Annotated in this window: 20 protein-coding genes, 1 tRNA gene and 1 pseudogene; 2 read left to right on the top strand and 20 right to left on the bottom strand. The window is 59.9% G+C overall.

Translation table 11 applies throughout. The features are described 5' to 3' along the window. Window positions 1–95: 95 nt before the first annotated feature. Entirely contained in the window at window positions 96–338 is a 243-nt protein-coding gene (locus ACI3KQ_RS14810; protein WP_404958923.1) for a hypothetical protein, read from the bottom strand. A gap of 17 nt (window positions 339–355) precedes the next feature. Here ACI3KQ_RS14810 and ACI3KQ_RS14805 point away from each other — a divergent pair. Continuing rightward, window positions 356–917 (top strand): annotated as a pseudogene (locus ACI3KQ_RS14805) (integrase core domain-containing protein); the annotation flags it as partial. A gap of 265 nt (window positions 918–1182) precedes the next feature. Here the strand turns inward: ACI3KQ_RS14805 and ACI3KQ_RS14800 are convergent. The 13 genes from ACI3KQ_RS14800 to trbJ form a co-directional block, all read right to left on the bottom strand. Further along, window positions 1183–2763, bottom strand: a complete 1581-nt coding sequence (locus tag ACI3KQ_RS14800) for a hypothetical protein (protein WP_404958921.1) — start codon at window positions 2761–2763, stop codon at window positions 1183–1185. Between the two features lie 332 nt (window positions 2764–3095). After that, the gene (locus ACI3KQ_RS14795) at window positions 3096–4253 is read right to left on the bottom strand and encodes a polysaccharide biosynthesis/export family protein (protein WP_404958919.1); all 1158 of its coding nucleotides are present in this window, start codon (window positions 4251–4253) and stop codon (window positions 3096–3098) included. Beyond that, window positions 4238–5896, bottom strand: coding sequence for a glycosyltransferase (locus tag ACI3KQ_RS14790; RefSeq protein WP_404958917.1), 1659 nt, complete (start codon window positions 5894–5896; stop codon window positions 4238–4240). The genes ACI3KQ_RS14795 and ACI3KQ_RS14790 overlap by 16 nt, the downstream gene beginning before the upstream one ends. Window positions 5897–5921: 25 nt before the next feature. Further along, window positions 5922–7031 (bottom strand): UDP-galactopyranose mutase, encoded by a 1110-nt coding sequence (gene glf, locus ACI3KQ_RS14785; RefSeq protein ID WP_404958927.1) that lies wholly within the window; start codon window positions 7029–7031, stop codon window positions 5922–5924. Between the two features lie 28 nt (window positions 7032–7059). After that, complete coding sequence (locus ACI3KQ_RS14780; RefSeq protein ID WP_404958916.1) at window positions 7060–7713, bottom strand: ABC transporter ATP-binding protein; 654 nt, start codon at window positions 7711–7713, stop codon at window positions 7060–7062. Beyond that, a complete protein-coding gene (locus ACI3KQ_RS14775; RefSeq protein ID WP_404958914.1) occupies window positions 7713–8522 on the bottom strand; it encodes an ABC transporter permease in 810 nt (269 codons plus the stop codon). The genes ACI3KQ_RS14780 and ACI3KQ_RS14775 overlap by 1 nt, the downstream gene beginning before the upstream one ends. Beyond that, window positions 8522–9496, bottom strand: a complete 975-nt coding sequence (locus tag ACI3KQ_RS14770) for a hypothetical protein (RefSeq protein WP_404958912.1) — start codon at window positions 9494–9496, stop codon at window positions 8522–8524. Before ACI3KQ_RS14770 ends, ACI3KQ_RS14775 begins: the two co-directional genes overlap by 1 nt. A 389-nt stretch (window positions 9497–9885) precedes the next feature. Continuing rightward, a complete protein-coding gene (locus ACI3KQ_RS14765; RefSeq protein WP_404958910.1) occupies window positions 9886–10125 on the bottom strand; it encodes a hypothetical protein in 240 nt (79 codons plus the stop codon). Beyond that, window positions 10096–10169, bottom strand: a tRNA-Gly gene (locus ACI3KQ_RS14760). The genes ACI3KQ_RS14765 and ACI3KQ_RS14760 overlap by 30 nt, the downstream gene beginning before the upstream one ends. A 1181-nt stretch (window positions 10170–11350) precedes the next feature. Next, window positions 11351–11581 (bottom strand): DUF2274 domain-containing protein, encoded by a 231-nt coding sequence (locus tag ACI3KQ_RS14755; RefSeq protein ID WP_404958908.1) that lies wholly within the window; start codon window positions 11579–11581, stop codon window positions 11351–11353. A gap of 10 nt (window positions 11582–11591) precedes the next feature. Further along, window positions 11592–12182, bottom strand: coding sequence for a TrbI/VirB10 family protein (locus ACI3KQ_RS14750; protein WP_404958906.1), 591 nt, complete (start codon window positions 12180–12182; stop codon window positions 11592–11594). A 208-nt stretch (window positions 12183–12390) separates the two neighbouring features. Then, the gene (gene trbL, locus ACI3KQ_RS14745; RefSeq protein ID WP_404958904.1) at window positions 12391–13779 is read right to left on the bottom strand and encodes a P-type conjugative transfer protein TrbL; all 1389 of its coding nucleotides are present in this window, start codon (window positions 13777–13779) and stop codon (window positions 12391–12393) included. A 140-nt stretch (window positions 13780–13919) separates the two neighbouring features. Next, window positions 13920–14663 (bottom strand): P-type conjugative transfer protein TrbJ, encoded by a 744-nt coding sequence (gene trbJ / locus ACI3KQ_RS14740; protein WP_404958902.1) that lies wholly within the window; start codon window positions 14661–14663, stop codon window positions 13920–13922. Window positions 14664–14684: 21 nt separating this feature from the next. Here trbJ and ACI3KQ_RS14735 point away from each other — a divergent pair, with 21 nt between their 5' ends. Next, on the top strand, window positions 14685–15245 hold the full coding sequence (locus ACI3KQ_RS14735; protein WP_404958901.1) for a DUF3363 domain-containing protein: 561 nt from the start codon (window positions 14685–14687) through the stop codon (window positions 15243–15245). A 43-nt stretch (window positions 15246–15288) separates the two neighbouring features. Here ACI3KQ_RS14735 and ACI3KQ_RS14730 read toward each other — a convergent pair whose 3' ends face one another. From ACI3KQ_RS14730 to rfbF, 6 genes are read right to left on the bottom strand one after another with little or no spacing between them, the layout of a single operon-like run. Then, on the bottom strand, window positions 15289–15525 hold the full coding sequence (locus ACI3KQ_RS14730) for a hypothetical protein (protein ID WP_404958899.1): 237 nt from the start codon (window positions 15523–15525) through the stop codon (window positions 15289–15291). After that, window positions 15488–16504: a glycosyltransferase family 2 protein gene (locus tag ACI3KQ_RS14725; RefSeq protein WP_404958897.1), complete on the bottom strand. Its 1017-nt coding sequence runs from the start codon at window positions 16502–16504 to the stop codon at window positions 15488–15490. The genes ACI3KQ_RS14730 and ACI3KQ_RS14725 overlap by 38 nt, the downstream gene beginning before the upstream one ends. After that, window positions 16501–16887, bottom strand: a complete 387-nt coding sequence (locus ACI3KQ_RS14720) for a GtrA family protein (protein ID WP_404958895.1) — start codon at window positions 16885–16887, stop codon at window positions 16501–16503. The genes ACI3KQ_RS14725 and ACI3KQ_RS14720 overlap by 4 nt, the downstream gene beginning before the upstream one ends. After that, window positions 16884–17798 carry an NAD-dependent epimerase/dehydratase family protein gene (locus ACI3KQ_RS14715; RefSeq protein WP_404958893.1) on the bottom strand — a complete coding sequence of 305 codons (915 nt, stop codon included), beginning with the start codon at window positions 17796–17798 and terminating at the stop codon, window positions 16884–16886. The genes ACI3KQ_RS14720 and ACI3KQ_RS14715 overlap by 4 nt, the downstream gene beginning before the upstream one ends. After that, a complete protein-coding gene (rfbG, locus tag ACI3KQ_RS14710; RefSeq protein WP_404958891.1) occupies window positions 17795–18889 on the bottom strand; it encodes a CDP-glucose 4,6-dehydratase in 1095 nt (364 codons plus the stop codon). The genes ACI3KQ_RS14715 and rfbG overlap by 4 nt, the downstream gene beginning before the upstream one ends. Continuing rightward, the gene (gene rfbF / locus ACI3KQ_RS14705; protein WP_404958889.1) at window positions 18871–19647 is read right to left on the bottom strand and encodes a glucose-1-phosphate cytidylyltransferase; all 777 of its coding nucleotides are present in this window, start codon (window positions 19645–19647) and stop codon (window positions 18871–18873) included. The genes rfbG and rfbF overlap by 19 nt, the downstream gene beginning before the upstream one ends. Between the last annotated feature and the right edge of the window lie 27 nt (window positions 19648–19674).

The following is a 19674-nucleotide window of genomic DNA, read 5'->3' as shown; positions in this document are numbered from 1 at the left end:
CCCTCCTGCCTTTCGAAACCTGTTTCGAATGTTCTTACATCATCGGCCACTACGATACCCCTCAGACGAGGGGCGAAACATAGACAAATCAGCGCTTACGAAAATGTGGGGAGGTTTTTGCGCTTACCGTGGACCAGTCGCTCGGGCTCGCCCAGCAGGACAGTCGACTGACGCATATTCTTGAGCCAGCGGTAACTTTCCTTCTCGATCGGCACGCGGGTGGGATTGATCCGGCGCTTTAGCGCGTTGGTCCCCTTGAACCTGGTGCGGGTCCAGAATTTCGCCCCCGTCAGGCCAAGCGGCAATCCCTCGGGTGTCACCGCAAGGCTGGAATGCATGAGCAAGCCGCCGACCGGGGCTCCAGCTCCGCAACAAGACGCCCAAGCGCAGGGTGAAGGCGAAGTTGAGGGAAGGCCGCTGCACGGCCTTCCGCGTGAACGATGTTTGGACCATGGACTTCGTCCATGACCAGCTGGCAACAGGTCGCAAGATCCGCGTGCTGACGGTTGTAGACACGTTCTCACGGTTCTCGCCTGTACTGGATTCGCGCTTCAGCTAGCGCGGTGAGGACGTCGTCCAGATCCTAAAGGCGACCTGCGCCGTAGTCGGCTATCCGAAGACAATGTGAGTCGACCAAGGCTCCGAGTTCATCAGCCGGGGCCTGGATCTGTGGGCCTACGCCAGAGGGGTGGCGCTGGATTTCCCCGCCTACGGATAAAGCCTACATCGAAGCCTTCAACGGGCGCTTCCGGGCGGAGTGCCTGAACACCCACTGGTTTCTGACGCTTGCAGATGCCCGCGAAAAGTTGGAGGAATGGCGCAGATACTACAACGAGGATCGGCCGCACGGTGCCATCGGCAACAAGCCCCCGATCACGCTGATGAATCCCAGTGACGCACCCAGCCCGTCACCGTGACCTTAGCCGGGAAACGCTAACCCCGGGTGGTCCAGAGAATGGTGTCGGATCAACAAAGCTGCCGACTTTAATCCGTGCTGGTGGAAACCAGGGGGGCACGTGACAGGTCGAAAATCCACGCTGCACAGACACATGCCTGTCCATCGCCCCAATGCGATGGAATCATAACCACAACCCCACAGCCAAAGGTAAATCAGAGCGTCCGCATGGCTGGAGAAACTTCCGAATCCGACACTCAAGACAGGCTCTTAGTAAATAAATTTTATTAAAATTCACATATTGAGTACTTGGCGAATGATTCAGATATGGCAAGTCGATCTATATTTTCTTCTACCATGAAGATGCCCATTCTACCGCGATTACCCATTCTACGACAAAGCTTTTCGACCTCGTGATAGGAAGGGCGATTCATATAGTCGTCGAAAAGGATCATCGTACCCGGATCGGCCGCCATCAGGCTGTAAAGAAAACAGGCAGCGCGAAAACGTCCGTCAATGAAGACCAACTGCGGCCTAGTTCCCACCGCCTTTGCCGCTTCCCAAGGCAGGATCGCATAGCGGTGGAACTGGCCGATATGCTGCTTGTCCTCCGGATATCCCCACGCCTTGACCGGCCCGAGATCGCAATGGGTTAACGTGATGTTGGCACCGAAATTCTGGGTTTCTTGCTCGACCTTGTCCAGCCAAGGGCGAGCAGTATCCACCGACATGATCCACTTCACCCCTGACTGTGCCGCCAGGACAGTGCTGCCGCCGCAGCCATATTCAAGATAGGACTCACATCCCGAAAGATGCTCCTTGAGCGCTGCCAGCCCCGCCGGTTCCAGACTTGGTTTGATCTCGACAGCGACCCTCTCGAGAGGCTCAACGTTGGAAGAGACCGCCATCTCTATGCCTTTCGCGGATTCTTCTGCGGGTTGATAACGAGGCTTGCCGACCAGATGGGGAGCGATATATTCCTCGATTTCAGTGAAGATTTCATGCTCAGCCATCGGCGCGCGATAAATGGCGCGCTTTTCCCGCCAATTGGTGCTGATTCCGCGGAAATGCGCAAAATGGAATTGCGATGTCGCCTCGACCTCAAGCCCCCAGATGCCATGCACCTGCCAGTCACCCTCAGCGGGCAACTTCGCGGGTGCCACACACCATTTGGGAAATGATGGATCGCGCCGGGGGTCTACATGGCGGAAATCAAGATGGCGGTACGGCGCGCTGGCGGTCGTCACGGATTCGATCCATGTACCCGGTACCATTATCACGCCGCGATCAGCCTCCACGACGGCATCGCAGAGGGTCCGGCCAGAATAGGAATAGATTATTTCGTCCACGTCACAGTGGATCACGCTTCTCGCGCCGGAAAGATATTTTTCTTTCGCATGGGCCAGCATGGCAACTTGGCTGTAATTAGCGCTCGCATCAACTCCAGGCCTTTCACGGAACGGGCCGTGGCGGAAGGGCCAGCGTACCACGACGGCGGCCTCTATCCCTGTGACAGACTGCAGCACATCTAGCAGAGCCCGGCTTGTATAGGCCGTAGAGCCAGTATCGTAGAGCAGAATGGAATCGACGCGATGAGCTGCAGCGTAAAAGGTCAACCAATCAGAAAGCCAAGCAAGGGAATTATCCTTGTTAATGACCAGTAATACGTTTCGATCGAGAAAGGTCTTTGTATCTATTTCTGATATCTTCGTAGTCACCGTAAAATGTGGGCAATGCAGGGTTAGCGATTGACCTTCAGCGTGATTGATTGAGCTTTCCTGCTTGCGGATGCGGTCCGTTAGAGTGACATGATTGCTGACATCCTGCCCATCCACCAAAAAATATGACGCTTTTACATATTCGGTCAAATTCGCGAGGGGCGGTCCACTTAGCCGGATGTGCCCTGACACCTTCGAAAAAAACACATCATAAAAAATTGTTTTATAGTCAAATCGTTCAAATCGATCTGAATATGCTTTGTATACCTGATCGGGAATCTCCCTTTCTATCCGGACGGTGTCCGGAATAACGACAGGATTTACACAATCAACACGAAATAGAGATGAAATAAATTGTCTTATCGTCATAACATAATATATAGTATCGTTATTTTACAAATTTATGATGATTTTTCATTCATTCCACTTGGCCTGTTGGACAGAATCGCGAAACTGCATTTGCAGTCAGCGCTCATCACGCATTAAAACGCTCGACTGACCGCCATCACCGGCAATACAGTCGATGCGATGATGCCAAAGAATCGCTGGAATTCCGCCACAGGCGAATTGGAGACGTACAGCACGTCCCGGTCCTTCATCGCGAAGCGCTGCATCGCGAAATAGGTCGCTGGGTCCTTCATATTGATGCGGTAGATGACCGGAATGCGGCCCTGCTCGTCCTGCGCCGCATTCATCGCGCCGCCGGGGACGGAGCGGGGGTCGGCCCAGCGGAACAGGAACACGCCCTTCGGATCGGCGCGGCGGTCCTCAAGTCCGGCTACGCGTCCCAATGCCTGCGACAGGGTGATGCCGCGCGCCTCGAAATTGACTTCCTGATTACGTCCGGCTGCACCCAACGCGGTGAAGCTGAAGGGCTGAAACACAGCCGTCACGACGTCGCCAGCCTGCAGAACGACATTCTCCCGCGGATTGGCGATGATGTCGGACAGGGGCATGCTTTCGACCTGGTTCCCGCGCGTCAGCTGGATCATCATCTTGTCGACCGGCTGCTTGGTGCCGCCTGCGCGCGCGATCGCGTCCAGAAGCCTTTCCCCCCTGGGCGTCAAGGGCATGAGCGAGTTTGTGGCGACTTCGCCCACGACCGTCACCTGGGTCGATGTGTTCTGGGCAAGGCGGACGGTAACCTGCGGCAAATGCGCCTTGCCTGACAGCCGTCTGACGATCTCACGCTCGATTTCCGGCAATGTGCGGTCCTCGACATGGATGCGGCCCGCATAGGGTACGGTGATGTCGCCGGTCGGCCCGACCTGCATCTCGGGGAGCGCGGTTGTGTTCGCCACGCCAAGCGACGTCGTGCTGCCAAGGCTTGTGCCGAACAGCGCGGCAGGCGGCGCTTCCCAGATAAGCACCGACAATATGTCGCCCTTGCCAATCCGCTGCCCCGTCGGCTGTGCCTGGGGCAGGTCGTCGGCAAAGCTGGTGTGGATCTCCTGCGCATGGATCTGTCGGGCCACCTGATCCGTGACCTCAATGACGCGGACCCCCTGGATCGTTCCGTCACCTTCGATCTTTGTAATACGGCCCTTGCCGGGGCCGACCGAGGTATCGAAACCCGCGCAGCCGGACAGCAACGCGAGCGATGCGACGGAGATCAGGGCATTGGCTAGGTAGGATCGCATGATTTTACACTCGTCGCTTGGATCTGTTGGGAAGGAGCAATGCCGTCATCTGGATGACTTGCAAAGCCCTTGTCGTGCGAAGGCGCATTCCTGGGGGAAGATATCGACAGATAGTCACGCCAGAAACCCGCGCCGGAAAGACGATCAATCGCATCGGGATCGAACCGGCGGCGCCAGCGCAACGTGGCGATAGCCGACAGGGCGCGGACACAAAGGGCAATGACGTTGCGCCAGCCATGGCTTCGAAGCATGCGCTGCAGCAGTGCCGAGTGATCCCTGCCGGACCAGTTTTCCAGATGCGGCGCGCCCTTGTTGAACGCCTCGATGCCCTCCACGATAGCGCGCGCCCGCGCATGATCGCGAGCCTTGATTGCTTTGGTGAAGCTGCCCCAGGCCGAACGCGCCAATCGACGCCGGGAAAACAGGCCGTGCGCTTCATTCAGGAACAGCATGTTGCGGCGATCGTAAAAGGCCTGCCACGGCTGAACCTTGAGCCGGAAGGGCAGGTGCCAAACCGCAACGCCGGGCCAACTGATCGTCGGAAAGCCAGCGCGTGACAGGCGAAAGCCGAATTCCACATCATCTCCCCGGATGAACAGCGGCAGGGGCAATCCGCATTGTCTGGCCGCTTCGATCGGGAAGGCGAAACACCACCATCCGTTGAAGTCCGGCTTGTGGTCGAGAGCCACGAAGTCGCGCCCGGCGTCCGTGGTCACATCGTCACAGCCATCAGGCGGGGCAATGTTGATAATGGCAGGCCGGTCAGGATTGATCCGGTCTCCGCAGGTGAACAGCCTGGTCGGCGCATGAATGTCCAGCATCGCGCCGCCGACGCAATGCCGCTCCCCGACATAGGCAAGGATGGTGGCGATCCGGGCCAGCAGCGATGGCTGCGCCTTAATGTCGTCGTCCATCAACAGGATGTGCGTGACGTGCGGATCGTCCAGGCTTTCGATGATGCCGCGGGTAAAGCCACCGGCGCCGCCGAAATTGGGCTGATCGATAAAGGTGATCGGCGTTGGTGAGCCGTCCCCCGGCGCTATCCTGTCTGCTAGGCCCGGCGCCCCTTGGTTGACCACGAACAATCGGTGCAGGAAAGCCGGCGCTGCGGACATCTGCGCCAGATTATTGGCGAGCATCGCTTCCTGGTTGAAGGTGCAGATGACCCCGGCGATCCGTACTTCGCGAGCGGGTGCCGTGGTGGCGCTCCAGCGCAGGTCATGCAGTTGCGCGCCTGCCGCCAGATGAAGAATGGCTATGAGATAATTCGCATCCCCATTACCGCCCGGTTGTTGCAAGGCGATCGGAATGGCGATCGGCTGCGCTTGGCCTTCGCAATCCACCTCGGTGAGGACCTGCTCCCCGCCGGTCAGTGCATTCCGACGCCGGATCTTGATCCGCGCCGTACCCGTCAGCGTGGCCGTGAAGGCAATTTCAGTAAGGCTGGTGTAACGGCACCAATAGCTTTCGGGAAAGATGTCGAACAGCCGATCAAGCCGGAAGGCTTTAGCGCTTCCGGCCCGGACTGCGCCGCTGGCTATGGTGACGTCGGATGTCGTCTCGTAGGAAAGCTGCTCCAGCCCGTCCAGAAGGGCAAAAAGAGGAAAGGCAAAGCGGCCAGTCGAATTTGGCGATCCGGTCATCTTGCCTCAACTCATCGAAGTGGTTTCAGGCTGCAGCGCGTTGTTGAAGATAAGCCGCTGCCGCGTCCAGCGCCCGGTCGATGGTCACGTCCATGTCGAGATACTGATAGGTGCCCAGGCGTCCGGCGAAGGTGACATTCTTTAACTGGGCCGCGCGTTCCTGATAGGCCTTGAGCAGATCGACCCCGCCCACTAGATTGACGGGATAATAGGGGATGTCGTCCGGCCCACAGGCGCGGCTATATTCCCGGAAAGCAACGGTCTTTTCCATCTGGCCCGCTTCCCACGGCGCGAAATGCTTGTGTTCGGCAATCCGGGTATAGGGAACGTCGCTGTCGGGATAGTTCATGACCGCGGTGCCCTGATAATCGCCGTCCGCACGGATCATCTCGAAATCCAGCGTGCGATAGGCCAGGCGGCCGAGGTCGAAGTTGAAATAGCGGTCGATCGGGCCGGAATAGAAGATATGCTCGAATTCCTCGGTCAGATCCTCAAATCGGCATTCGGTATGCAGCTCGATCAGCGGATGGTCGAGGATCCCTTGCACGATCTGGGTGTAGCCATCCTGTGGCATGCCCTGGAACCGGTGATTGAAATAATTATCGTCATAGTTGAAGCGCAAGGGCAGGCGCTTGAGGATGGAGGCGGGCAGTGCCGATGGCTCTATCCCCCATTGCTTGCGCGTATAGCCTGCGAAAAACGCCTCATACAGTTCTTCGCCGACGAATTTCATCCCCTGTTCCTCGAAGGTCTGGGGATCCTCTATGTCCGTGCGCGCCTTCGCGGTGATGAACGCGCGGGCCTCGTCTGGTGACAGGGCGGTGTCGAAGAACTGGTTGATGGTGTGCAGGTTGACCGGCATCGAATAGACCTTGCCCTTCACCGTCGTCTTCACGCGGTTCACATAGGGCTTGAACTCGCCGAAGCGGCGCACATAGTCCCATACCCGTTCGCTGTCGGTGTGGAAGATATGCGGACCAAAACGGTGGATCATCACGCCGGATTCGGCGTCGCGCTCGGTATGGCAATTGCCCGCAACATGTGATCGCTCATCGATCACGAGCGAGGCGATGCCAGCCTCCGCCAGTTCACGGCCGATGACAGCGCCGGTAAAGCCCGCGCCAACGATGCACACTCTGGACAAATTCAGTTCTCCGTTCGGTTCAGGCCATCATTGCCTTATGTGCGGCAATGGCTTCGTCCACATCGTCGAAGCGTTCAAGCCGACCATCATTCATCAGATAGGCGCGGCTGCAATTCTGCTGGATATATTTCATATTGTGCGAGACGATGATCATCGCCTTGTGCGCACGTTTGACGAACAGTTCCTCGCGGCTCTTGGCGTTGAACTTCGCGTCGCCCACCGCCATGATCTCATCGATCAGTAGGCAATCGAAATCGATCGCCATGGAAATCGCAAAGGCGAGCCGCGCCTTCATGCCCGATGAGTAAATTCTGATGGGCTGGTCCAGAAAATCGCCCAGTTCGGAAAATTCCTTCACGAAGGGCAGTTTCTCGGCGGGATCCTGCCCATAGATGCGGCAGATGAAACGCAGATTGTCGCGGCCCGTAAGTCCCGACTGGAAGCCGCCCGAAAAGGCGATAGGCCAGGAAATGCTCATGGTGCGGGTAATGGAGCCCGTGGTCGGCTTCTCACCCCCACCGATCAGACGGATGAGCGTTGACTTGCCCGCGCCGTTGCGTCCGATGATGCCGACCTTTTCCCCCATATCGACAGTCATATCGACGCCCTTGAGGACCTGGATGGGGCCTCGGATCGATGGATATCTTTTGGTTACCTGGTCGAGAACGATCATCAGCTCAGCCTGTGTTCAACCGTCAGATAACTCAGGCCCAAGCCCACGATGGACAGTCCCAAGCACCAGCTGACCAGATACGACAGGTCATAATGCGCCACGAAATGTGATCCAAAAAAGCCGTCCCGCAGCATTTCATTGGCGTGGACCAAGGGAATGTAGAGGACAATCTCTCTGAAACCATGAGGTAGGGCATCGACCAGGAACATCGCGCCTGAAAGAGGATAAAGAATGTAAATCAGGGGTGGCCAGAATTTGTTCACAAGCGTGGTCAGTTCTGAAAGCGCGCCCAGTGTGAGGGACAGGCCCATGGCGAACCAGACGAACAGACCCCATGCGAACACCACTTCCAGTATATTTTCGGGTGGTGAAATCTGGTTTGAAAATATCAGGAAGATCACACACAGCAGGGCAAAGGATGTTGTAGTGCCGGCCACTTCAAGCAGCATTCGCGCCAGATAGATGTCCAGCATCTTGACCGGACGGTGTCGCAGCAGCGCCCTGTTTGGTTCGATCGCATCGATGCATCGCCGCGACATGTTGCGCCATAGCTGGATGCCCGAATAGCCGATAATCACAAAGGCGACGATCGGAATGTCCGAGAGTTGATGCAGGCCGCGCGCGGTCCATAAAGCAGCGACGATGACCGTCACCATCATCGGTTCGGCAAAGAGCCAGAGGAACCCGATATTCCGGCGGCCGTAGCGGGTGAGCATTTCCCGCATGAGCAGGGCGCCGATAACGCGGCGCTGGACCATCAACTGTTCGAAAAAAGTATGGCCCAGGCCCGGCGGAGCGGGGGCAGTCATCAGCTTTGATGTTCCCTGACGCCGGCAAGGAGGAGCGAGAGAATGCCCCAGGCAATCAGGCCGACGACGAACGTGGCGAAAATGCCCCGCAGCCGTCGGGGTTCAAGCGCGCTGTCCGGGCGGTTGGGATTGACGATGCGCTCGACATAGACCTGCTTGCGGCGCGCTTCATTTCGCGCTTCCTGCAGGGACGCCATGGCACCGGCCAATTGCCTTTCGGCAAAGCCGTTCTCCAGCTGCAGACGCTGATATTCCACGGCGGCGGCGGCCAGCGATTTGTTGCCCCCCGCCACGCGCCCGGTCTGTTCATAAATTTCTTCGCTCAGGATGCGCGACCGCTTTTCCAGGACCGGGATCTGCGGGTTTTCTGGAGTGAAGGCGCGCAGCTGGATCAGCTGGCTTTTGACTGTGATCAGTTCATCCTGCAGTTTCGAGACCATCTGCAGCTGGATCGCCGCCTGCTGTTGCGGATCGACTACGCCTTGCTGGTTGCGATAAGCGGCAAGGGCGAGAGAAGCCGTACGCGCCTGCTGTTTGGCTGCATCCACTTCCGTTTGCGCATATTTGATAAGATCTTCCCGCCCTCGCGTATTGAGGCGGTTCACCATATCTTCGGCCAGTTGCAGCAGGCGGCTGTTGAGCTTGAATGCGTCCTGGCTACTGTAGGCGCGAACCACCAGCGTACTGATCGCCGAGCGAGAATCCGATGTCACCTGGACACGGTTGGTATAATATTTGAACAGCTTTTCGAATGACGCGTCCCATCCCAGTGGATTGAAGCGATCGAAGACGGATATGCCGGGGGCGGTATAAGCAGCGGCGACCGCGCCATCTTTGTTCAACTGCTGCAAGGCTGAACGGGAAATTATATAGTCGTTCGTGGCATAGACTTCTTCATTGGCATTATTGAAGCCCGCCGATTGCAGCAGCAAACCCACGCCATCGCTAGCCGACTGCTTGGTGGCCTTTACCACAAAGCGAGACTCCGATATATAAACGTCCGATGCAAATATTCCGAAATATAGTATCGACAGTATCGTCGGAATAATAACTACAGCAAGAAATAATGCGTTTTTCTTGCGAAATATGTTAGGCATAATTTTCTACTTGCTTGTAGCCATGCATGACGATCCGTGCACGTAAAGCTGCCTTCTAACGATGTCTACTGATTTTTGTCCCCCAGAGGCCTGCAGCGCCCCACAATCATGACAGATCGACCACGCCGACCACGGCGCCCGTTCCAGCATCGCGAACCGAATCGACTCGCTCATTTTCCCAATGAAAATCGAGATGGCGCACTTGAACAGAATTAAACCCAAGATCCGGGTAGGATAGGGCGACGCCCTGTCGAGGAGGTAGACGCCTAGGCTGATCTCATGCCCCAGAATTTCGGCGTGCCGCTGACGAAGGATGTCATGATCGGCCACTTGCGCCAGGCCTGAGCGATGGCTCCTTGAGCGATGCAGGCTGCGGGGAGTGCCAGCTGGTGCAGCAGCTTCGTTTCATATTCAATCACCAGATGGGCTGCAGTGTCGCGGTCGCGCGGTGGGATGCCGAACTCTTTTGCCGATGGTGGAGCGGGTAGCGGGGATCGAACCCGCATCACAAGCTTGGAAGGCTAGTGCTCTACCATTGAGCTATACCCGCCCGTAGGGTCAGCGCCCTGCCATTATTCCAAGGCATCCGTCAACATTAAAACGCAGCATCCACGAAGCGGCCGGTCCGGCACGCATCATCAGCCCAATCCACTTATAGGTGCCTGCCATATTCCATTCCACTTGTCGCCGCCGGTTTGACTGAGGTGCAGCAGCGCAGTCAGCGGCTCCAGCTTCAATCCAGGTTATTGAAGGGTGCACGCATAGGATCGATGCCAACGATCAATAGCGCTACACTATCCTCAGTGGTGTCCAGCTCTTCATGTAAATGATGATGCGCGGGGCAGGGGCAGATAACGGCCGAAAGCGTCGGCGTTGGTGCTATGTGCAACGGTCCCTGCGGAACCGAATGTGAGCCGGGGCGCAGCTTCGTCTCATGTTAGGTCACCAGGTGCGACGCAGCATCGAGGTCACTCGTTCCTGAACTGAACTTTTTGACACGGATGCGCTGGTCGTCGAGAGAGACCGAGCCTCGGATATGGCAGATATCTTCCCTGACAAGGCGATGGATTGAGAGGATGTAATTCTTTCCAACAGCATCTGGTATTGCCCCTCCGTCGCTCGTACCTTCCCGCATACATGGGCGTAGGGCACACCATGTTTCTTGAAAGTCCGGCGCATCCATTTCGCGGGATCAGCACTGGTCATGCTGAGTCGTGCGAGAATGTCGCAGGGAGTGAGGAGCTTTTCTTGCGGAGTGGTAGAGGAGCCGCGGAGCAGCGAGTGAGCTCTGCCGGAAGGGCAGACAGTGTCGCGATTGCCAGGCGTAGACCCGAATGATGGCTGTGGGATTGGCGCCTGATCTTCAGATGAGGCCATCGGCATCGTGCACCCTCTGTTGATCCTCATTTAGCGCTGCTGCACACGGTTGACCGGCGGCCGCTTTGGGAGGACCTATCGACATTCGGTTTCCTGCCCTTTGTCTCCTTTACCCGTACGGTGCAGTCGCGGTGAGGGGGGCGGGCGAGCGCAGCTTCAGCGAGGGCTTGCGGCACGCGCTTCCGTTCGGTGAACTGTGGCAGCGCCTCCATCCGCACCGCCGCCATGGCGTTGTCTCAGGTTCGCGGGACCGTATCACATGACAGCATCGGAAACCGCTGAGGCGGATGACGGGCGTAAGAAGTGCCACCCCACTGGCGAGCGGTCGAAGTGCCGGTTTCGTTTGCAAATCGATCATGTGCGTCCCCGCTGTGCCGCCTCCCGCGCCCGAACAAAGTTGCGGTCGCTTTCGAGAAAAGCCGCCAGCATCGCGGGAATCAGCTCGACGATGGGCTCTTCTGTCTCGTAGGCTTGGGCGTAGAGGGCAGCATATTCCCGTAATGCATTTTGCAATTCCGGCGTTATCGTGATCGACAGCTTGACCGGGGTTCTGTCTGGTAGTTTTGCAAGCTTCAGGTTGGCCATTATAGATTCTTCACTTTAGAACAGGGGCCAGGATGAGGTCACGCGTGACCAGCAGGCGCACGGGAGGGCCCGGCGGGACGGTGATCGTCGGTTGGACGTTGAGGTTGCGCTGGGTGATCTGGTCCCCGGCATGCGCCGTGTTGGACTGAGCGGATTGGCGGATCGCCTCCACAAGGTCGCTCTCGCCGCTGATCGTCAGCTCCGAGCCGACGCCCAGCAGTGTTGCGATTGCGACACCCTTCAGCAGTGTCCAACTGTGGAAATCAACCTTCCCCATAAGCCCGGCAGAGCCTGACGGATCGGTTGCGGGCATGTTGTCGAGCCGCACCGAACTGCCGTCCGGCAGGATGAGCCTCTGCCAGATGACCAGCGCCCGCTTTTGTCCGAAGGCGACGACGCTATCATATTTGCCGATGATGCGGGCGCCCTGCGGCACGAGCAGGATGCGCCCCGTCACCGTGTCATAGACATTCTGCGTCACCTGGGCGATCACCATGCCGGGAAGGTCCGAGTTCAGTCCGGTGATGAGGCTTGCCGCGATCACGCTGCCAGCGAGCAGGCTGTTGGACGATGGAGGAGCGACGAGGCCCCGCGCATTCAAGCTGGAGGCCTGGTCCTGTGTGCTGGCTAACCGCTCCTTGCGCGTAGCCGCGTTATCTGGTGGAGGGGCCATATCCTGAACCGTTTGCGGTTCGTCCGCGGCTGATGCAGCGGCGGCGGCGCCCCCGTCCGTCGTTACCTGTGCGAGCAACGCCGACTCCCGAGCGGCTTTGAGTTCGGCGAGGCGCTGCTGGCGCTTCGCCTCGGTATCATTTACGCTGGAGTGATCCGTCCCGGCCGCCTCTCGCTCCTGCGCCCGTAGGATCGGACGGCCAAGGTCGCCGGGTAGAGGCGGGCCAAGCCTGGGTGTGTCGCCATAGCTCGCGGGCAGTCCCGCCAGCGCATCGGGGGCTGCCTTTGCCATTGGCTGCGACAAGTCGCTCTCCGCCTGCCTCACGAAAAGCTGCGGCTTCAGCGCCATCCATGCGATGCCCATGAGGCCCGCTATTGGAGGTCGGCGACGGAGGGTTTTCGCTGTTGAGTGCGTCCCATGCCGCCTTCTTGCCGCTCGACGCAGCTTCGCCGAGACCGAGCGGGCTGCCCGCGTGAGCGCGCGCGGCATTGCCCGCGGCCTGCGCCACGCCAGCAAGACCCGATCCGACCGTGGACTTGCCGGCCTTTTCCTGGCCCAGCTGGTAGGCGGCGGACGCGGCGGAGCCCATCGCCGTGCCCGAGCGGACGGCGCCGAGCACCCCGCTGCCGGCGAGGCGCCCTCCACCCACCGCAGCGCCCCCAGCCATCATCGCCATTCCGCCCGCGCCAATCGCCGTTCCGACGGCCGCCCCGGCGCCAAGCTGCGGCGCGCCGGACACGAGGCCCGAGGCGATAGATGGCCCGAAGATGCCGAGGCCCAGCAGCGACAGGCTCGCGAGCACCAAGCTCATGGCCTGGCCGATGTCGGGCTCCTGCCCCTGCAGAGCGCCTGTAAATTCGGCGAAGAAATTGGAGCCGATGCAGACGATGACGGCAAGCACCATCACCTTGATGCCCGAGCTCACCACATTGCCGAGCACGCGCTCGGCGAGGAAGCTGGTCCGGTTCCACAGCGCGAAGGGCACGAGGATGAACCCGGCTAGGCTGGTGAGCTTGAATTCGAGGATGCAGACGAACAACTGTACGGCGAGGATGAAGAAGGCGATGATGACCAGCGCCCAGGCGAACAGCAGCACGATGACGGTCATGAAATTGTCGAAGAATGTCGTGAACCCGACCATCTCGCTTGCCTGGTCGAGCAGCGGCCAGGCTGCGGCGAAGCCGGTGCCTGCTAGGCGTCCGGGTTTGAGCAGGTCATCGGCGGAGAGCACGCCCCCGCCTGCGGTCAGGCCTGCTTGCGCGAACGAGCGGAAGATGATGTCGGCAAGAGTGGAGAAGCTGTTCAGGATGAAGGCGAATGCGCCGACATAGAGGATCTTCCTGAGGAACCGGCCGATGACATTGTCCTCGCCGCCCATTGCCCAGAAGAGTCCGGCAAGCGTGATGTCGATGCCGATCAGCGTCGCGGTAAGGAAGCCGACATCGGGGCCGAGCAGCCCGAACCCGCTATCGATATAGGTAATAAACGCTTGCAGAAAGCGGTCGATGACGTTGAGGTCGTTCAAAGGACTGCCTTCTTGGCTGTTTTGGAGGATGTCGCGGGACGCGGCGGGGGAGCAAAAGCCGCGTCCCGCGACGGCGACCGGCGGCGAGAGGGCGAGCCGCCGATCGCTGACCGTATCGGGCCTTGCGGCCCTTCAAGGGGTTAATCGGGCGTGTAAGCCGATCCGGGACCGAGGAACTTTTTGGTCGCAGCGCGGGCCTCGCTGGCCTGCGTCGCCCGCCGGGCTTGCTCGACCGCTTCGCTGCGGAACTGCGCTGCCATCATGTGCTGGAGCTGGAACTGCTGCTTGGCGGCGAGCGCCAGGAGCTGGTTGGTCGCCTGGGTGGCCTGGAGCGAGCCTTCTGCGCCCTGGCTGCGCGCGACGATCTGGCCAAGCGCCTGGCTGTCGGCCTGGATATTCTCGACCACCTGCGCCTGAACGGCCATTGTTTGGCGGAAGGCGCCTATGCTGGCATCGAGGCGCGCACGGGCATCCCGGATGCGCGCGTCCCCGCGCAGCGCCGACGAGAAGTCTTGGCGGTAGAGGGACCCGAACTTCTCGTCCAGTTGATCGACCCGGAAATCTATGGCCTGCGCGCGGCCCATCAGCCGGTCGATTTCGGCGAGCTTTTGGCGTAGCGCATCGAGTTGCGGGAAATCGATGGTCTTGAGGTTCCTGCCCATGTTGGTGAGCATCTGCGCCTCGTTCTGGAGTTGCTGGATCTGCTGGTTCACCTGCTGAAGCGCGCGCGCTGCGGTCAGGATATTCTGCGCATAATTGCTCGGATCGAACACGGTGATAGCCTTGGCGGGCGCGGCTGGCATCATCACGCGCATGGCGAGTGAACCGCCGGCATCCAGGCCCAGAATGGCGGCGATCCAATATTTCCGGGACGGAACACGCATCAGATTTCTCCTTGGGAAGCTTTGGGTACGGGAAAGTGGGCGGCGAGGTCGGCTGCCCAGCCTGTCATAATATCGGTCTTGTCTCGAACGCCCGTGGTCGAACTGGCCATGAAAAATGCCCCGACATGGCTCGATAGCGAACTGATAGAGGGCTCGCGCAGTCCAGTGCGCGATGTGGGCTTCGGGCGCGAAGTACGGGCAGCATTGGCGGCGCGACGCCAGTGGCTGGTCGAACGGCAATTGGCCGATGGCGACGGTCCAGCTTTCCGCTTGCGGCGGGGTGCTTTGGAGAGCCTTCGTCTGCGCGAGCTGGAGAGCGTGGGCGAGCGGCTTGGCCGGGAGCTGGGGAAGGCGTTCGAGCCGGCCAGGATGGGCGAGCGCGTCGAGGACGTCATTGCGCGGCGCGTGGACCTGGGAAGCGGCCCTCATGCACTGGTCGAGCGCTCGCGAGATTTCACGCTGGTGCCCTGGTGCGATGCGCTTGACCGTAACATCGGCAAGGCAGCGTCCGGGATCATGCGAGCGGATGGCATCCTTAGTTGGCGTTTCGGCCGCAGCAGATCGGGTCCTACAATCGCATGAAATGACTTAGCTTTGATCCGCTTACGGAGTGATATTCGCGAGTCTAGGCGATGGATGCCAGTAGCGGTGGCACGATGGCGGCAAGCGCCGCGACCAGCAGGGGCGGTTGGCCCAGGAAACTGAGCCGCAGCACATTGTTGAGGGCAAAGCCGCGACGAGCAGCGCCGACAGCACTCCCAATGGGACGCTTGCCGATGCAAAGTTCCGATCGCTGGCCGCTATTGCCATAGTCGGCAATGGCGTTACGCCGCCTCCACGCCGATTTCCTGCTTGAGAGCATGTACGGGATTGCCAGCCACATCCCCGGTCGATGTTGCTTCCATATTGATCCGCTCCCGTTCGACAACAAGCGGGCGTTTGCGAACCTGCGCATGGATCGACGATACATATTCGCCCAATATGCCCATAAAGGCGAGTTGGACGCCGGACAGGAAGAAGAGGGCGACGATCAGCGTCGTCATCCCACGCGGGGCAAGATTGGGCCAGATGACGTAAAGACCAACCGACGCCGTCGCGTACAGCATGCAGAGCAGAGCCATGGCGATGCCTGCAAAGGTGCACAGGCGCATCGGCACATTGGTGAAGCTGAAGATGCCGTTCAGGGCCTGATCGATCAATCGCGGCAGATTATTCTTGGAGATGCCCGATCGCCGCGCGGCCCAGGTATAGGGCACGATTACGCGACGGAAGCCGACTGAAGCGATGATGCCGCGGATGTAAGGATAATGATCGTCATGGCTGACGACCGCTTCCCACACCTTGCGGTCCAGAAGCTGGAATTCGCCAACATTTACCGGAATGTCGATATCGCTGAAACTGCGTACAGTGCGATAGAAGATCGCGCGGCAGGATCGGAGCGCAAGGCTTTCTTGGCGGTTGACCCGGGCACCCGCCACGACTTCCACGCCGCCTTCCCAGAGCTTCACGAATTCCGGGATCATTTCCGCCGGGTCCTGAAGGTCGGCGGGCAGGAATACGACGACCGCATCGCCCGTCGCGGCACGAAGCGCGTTGAAGTTGGAGCGGAAGGGGCCGTAATTGCGCGCGTTCAGGATAACCTTTATCGAAGGGTCGCTGGCTGCCAGTGTGCGCAAAATGTCCTGCGTGCCGTCGCTGCTGTCATTGTCGGCGAAGATATGCTCGCGCTTGTAGCCCGCCAGCGGCGCGCCGGGGGCAAACAGGGTGGCAACGGCGTCGCGGCACGCTTCGACATTGTCCGCCTCGTTGAAGCAGGGCGTCACGATGGAGATGGTCTTCATGAGGTCTGCTCCGTGGAGGCCGCGAACACGAAGCGGCGCATGGCGAGGAAGGTGAGGGTGAAGATCGGCAGGATGAGCGCCTGCGCGAGCAGCGGCCCAAGGCCCACGCGCATCGCAAGCTCAAGCAACAGGAGGTTTAGGCTGAGCATGAAGCCATAGACGATGAGGAAGCGCGGCAGTCGGTGCAGATCGCGCGAGCGGAACACGGCGCTCGTCGTCAGGAAGTTGAAGAGGACGCTCACAATGGCGCTGACCGTCACCGCGACATGTGGGGCGATACCCATCAGCACTTGGGCACTATAGATGCTATAGCCGAACAGCGTGTTGATCCCGCCCGCGATGAGGAAGCGGATGAAGCGGCGGTCGAGGGCGGGCATCATCATGCGGCCTGCCTCAAGGAATCCACGACGGTGACGAGCCCGTCCTCGATCATGATGCTCGGGGTCCAGCCCGTCGCGGCGCTGAGGCGGCTGCTGTCACCTTCCAGATGCATGATCTGGTTGGGGCCGAAGGGAATGTCGCCGAAGGTCAGGTGAAGACCGGGGCAGGCAAGGTCGCGGATACGCTCGACGATTGACCGAACAGTGACCGCACGGCCGCTCGACAGGTTGAACACGCCTTGTGCGCTCTTTGTCACGGCGGCGGCCAATATGCCCTCTGCACAATCGGCGATGTGCAGATAATCCCATTTCTGGGTACCCGCGCTGGTACGCGGCGTCTGTCCGGCGAGGATTTGGGCCGCCACCGAAGGGATCAGCCAATTGGGATTGTCGCCGGGGCCGTAGGGCGAGAAAAGGCGCAGCCACGCAAAGCCGATGCCTGCTTCGCTCGCGCGTTGGCGCGTCAGATGACAGGTGGAAAGCTTGGCCGCGCCGTAGAGAAGGAAGGGTTCGGTCGTGGCGCTTTCGTCGATCCGGCGATCATGCCGACCATATTCGGCCTGGCTGCCGATGCCGATGAAGCGGCGGGACCCTACCGCAATGGCGCTGTCGAGCAGTTCGACGGACGTGCGGATATTATCGAGCTGAATGTCGCCCGCGCGATCCGGGCCGCCCACGCCTTCCCAGGCGGAATGGACGACGCAATCAGGGCGCGCCTGCGCCAGCACGGCGCGAACGGCGTCACGATCAGACAGGTCGGCGACGGCGATGGCGCAGCATCCCGCCAGAGCTACAGCGCGCGGTGAAGACGGATTGCGCACCAACGCAGTGACGTTGTGGCCATTGCGGGCCGCAAGATCGGCAACGGCGGCGCCAACGAAGCCACTCGCGCCGGTAACAAGGATGCGGCTCATGCGGGCACCATGTCGAGGAAAGCTTCAGCCTGTGCGCGCGAGACGGCGCGCTTGTCCTCGGCGCGATACCAGTCTGCTGTCAACGCGAGTGCTTGATCAAGCGTCAGGCGCGGCCGCCAGCCAAGCAGGTCGGCAGCGGCGGAGGAATCGAGCGTCAACATCGCGGCTTCGTGCGGGTGGTCGCCAGGCTGTGCTGCCCAAGGCTGGGTCACGCCCCAATGACGGCCAAGCAGACCGATGACATCGCGGACACTCGCCATATCGGCAGGGGCAGGGCCGAAATTCCAGCCACGCGCGAAGCGGGCAGGGTCAGTTGTCAGCGCTTGTGCCAACAGGAGGTAGCCGGTCAGCGGTTCAAGCACATGCTGCCAGGGCCGTACCGCGTCGGGATTGCGAATCTCCAGCGTCCGCCCCGTAGAGAAAGCACGGATCGCATCGGGCACTAGCCGGTCTGCCGACCAGTCGCCGCCGCCAATGACGTTTCCGGCGCGCGCGGTGGCAAGGCCGGTGCCCCGCTCTCCCAGGAAACTGTCCCGCCAGCAGGCGCTCACCAGCTCGGCGCAGGCTTTGCTGTTGGAATAGGGGTCATGGCCGCCCAAGGGCGCATCCTCCCGATAGCCTTCGGCGCGGCCGTCATTGGCATAGCATTTGTCGGTGGTGACAGAGATGATTGTGCGAACGGACGGCGTCTTGCGGCATGCCTCCAGCACATGTGCGGTGCCCATGACGTTGGTCTGATAGGTGCCGATCGGATCGGCATAGGAGGCGCGCACCAGGGGCTGGGCGGCCAGATGCAGCAGGATTTCCGGCTCCGCACGGGTCACGATCGTTTCGACCGCAGCAGCGTCACGAATGTCCGCGATATGATGATCGCATAGCGATGCGCCGCCGACAGTCTCGAACATGGATGGCGAGGTATCGGGCGCAAGTGAAAGCCCGGTGACTTGAGCTTTCAGCGACTCCAGCAGGGTCAGCAGCCAGCTGCCCTTAAAGCCGGTATGGCCGGTCACGAGCACCCGCCGTCCAGCCCAGAAGCTGGTTTCCGGCGTAAGCGCCACCGCGCCGACGCGCTTTAGTGCCAGGTTTTCCATGGGGCCTCTTGTCGTTCCCACATGCCTTCAAGCATCTGTCGGTCGCGCAGCGTGTCCATCGGCTGCCAGAAACCATCGTGGAAGAAGGAACGCAGCTCGCCGTCCGACGCCAGGCGCTCCAGGGGCTCGCGCTCCCAGACGCAGCCGTCCGAATTGCTGAGATAATTGCCGATCGACCGATTGAGGACGAAGAAGCCGCCATTGATCCAGCCACCTTCATCCAGCGGCTTTTCGGCAAAGGCCGCGACTTGGTCGCCGTTGAGGTCGAGCTGGCCGTAGCGGCTTGCGGGGCGCACCGCGGTTACGGTCGCTTTGCGGCCGTGCGAACGGTGGAAGTCTATCGCCGCGCCGACGTTGAGGTTGGTGACGCCATCGCCATAAGTGAGGCAGAAATCCTCGTCATCGCCCAGATAGTGCATCGCCTGCCGCAGGCGGCCGCCGGTCATCGTCTCGGCGCCGGTGTCGATCAGGGAAATCTTCCAATCCTCGCACGCATTGCGATGCACGTCGGTCGTGCCCCGCCGCAGGTCGATTGTCACATCCGACATGTGGAGGGCGTAATTGAAGAAATATTCCTTGATCATATAACCCTTGTAACCAAGGCACACGATGAACTCGTCCACGCCATGTTGGGCATAGATTTTCATGATGTGCCAAAGGATCGGCTTGCCGCCGATTTCCACCATGGGCTTGGGCCGGACCGAGGTTTCTTCGGCGAGGCGGGTGCCTAGGCCCCCTGCAAGGATGATCGCTTTCATGGGACAAACCCTATGAACAGGTGTGGT

The organism is Sphingobium sp. ZW T5_29, from assembly GCF_044987515.1.
Classification (GTDB): domain Bacteria; phylum Pseudomonadota; class Alphaproteobacteria; order Sphingomonadales; family Sphingomonadaceae; genus Sphingobium.
Note: the sequence above shows the minus strand (reverse complement) of the source record. Positions and strands in the feature narration are given on the sequence as shown.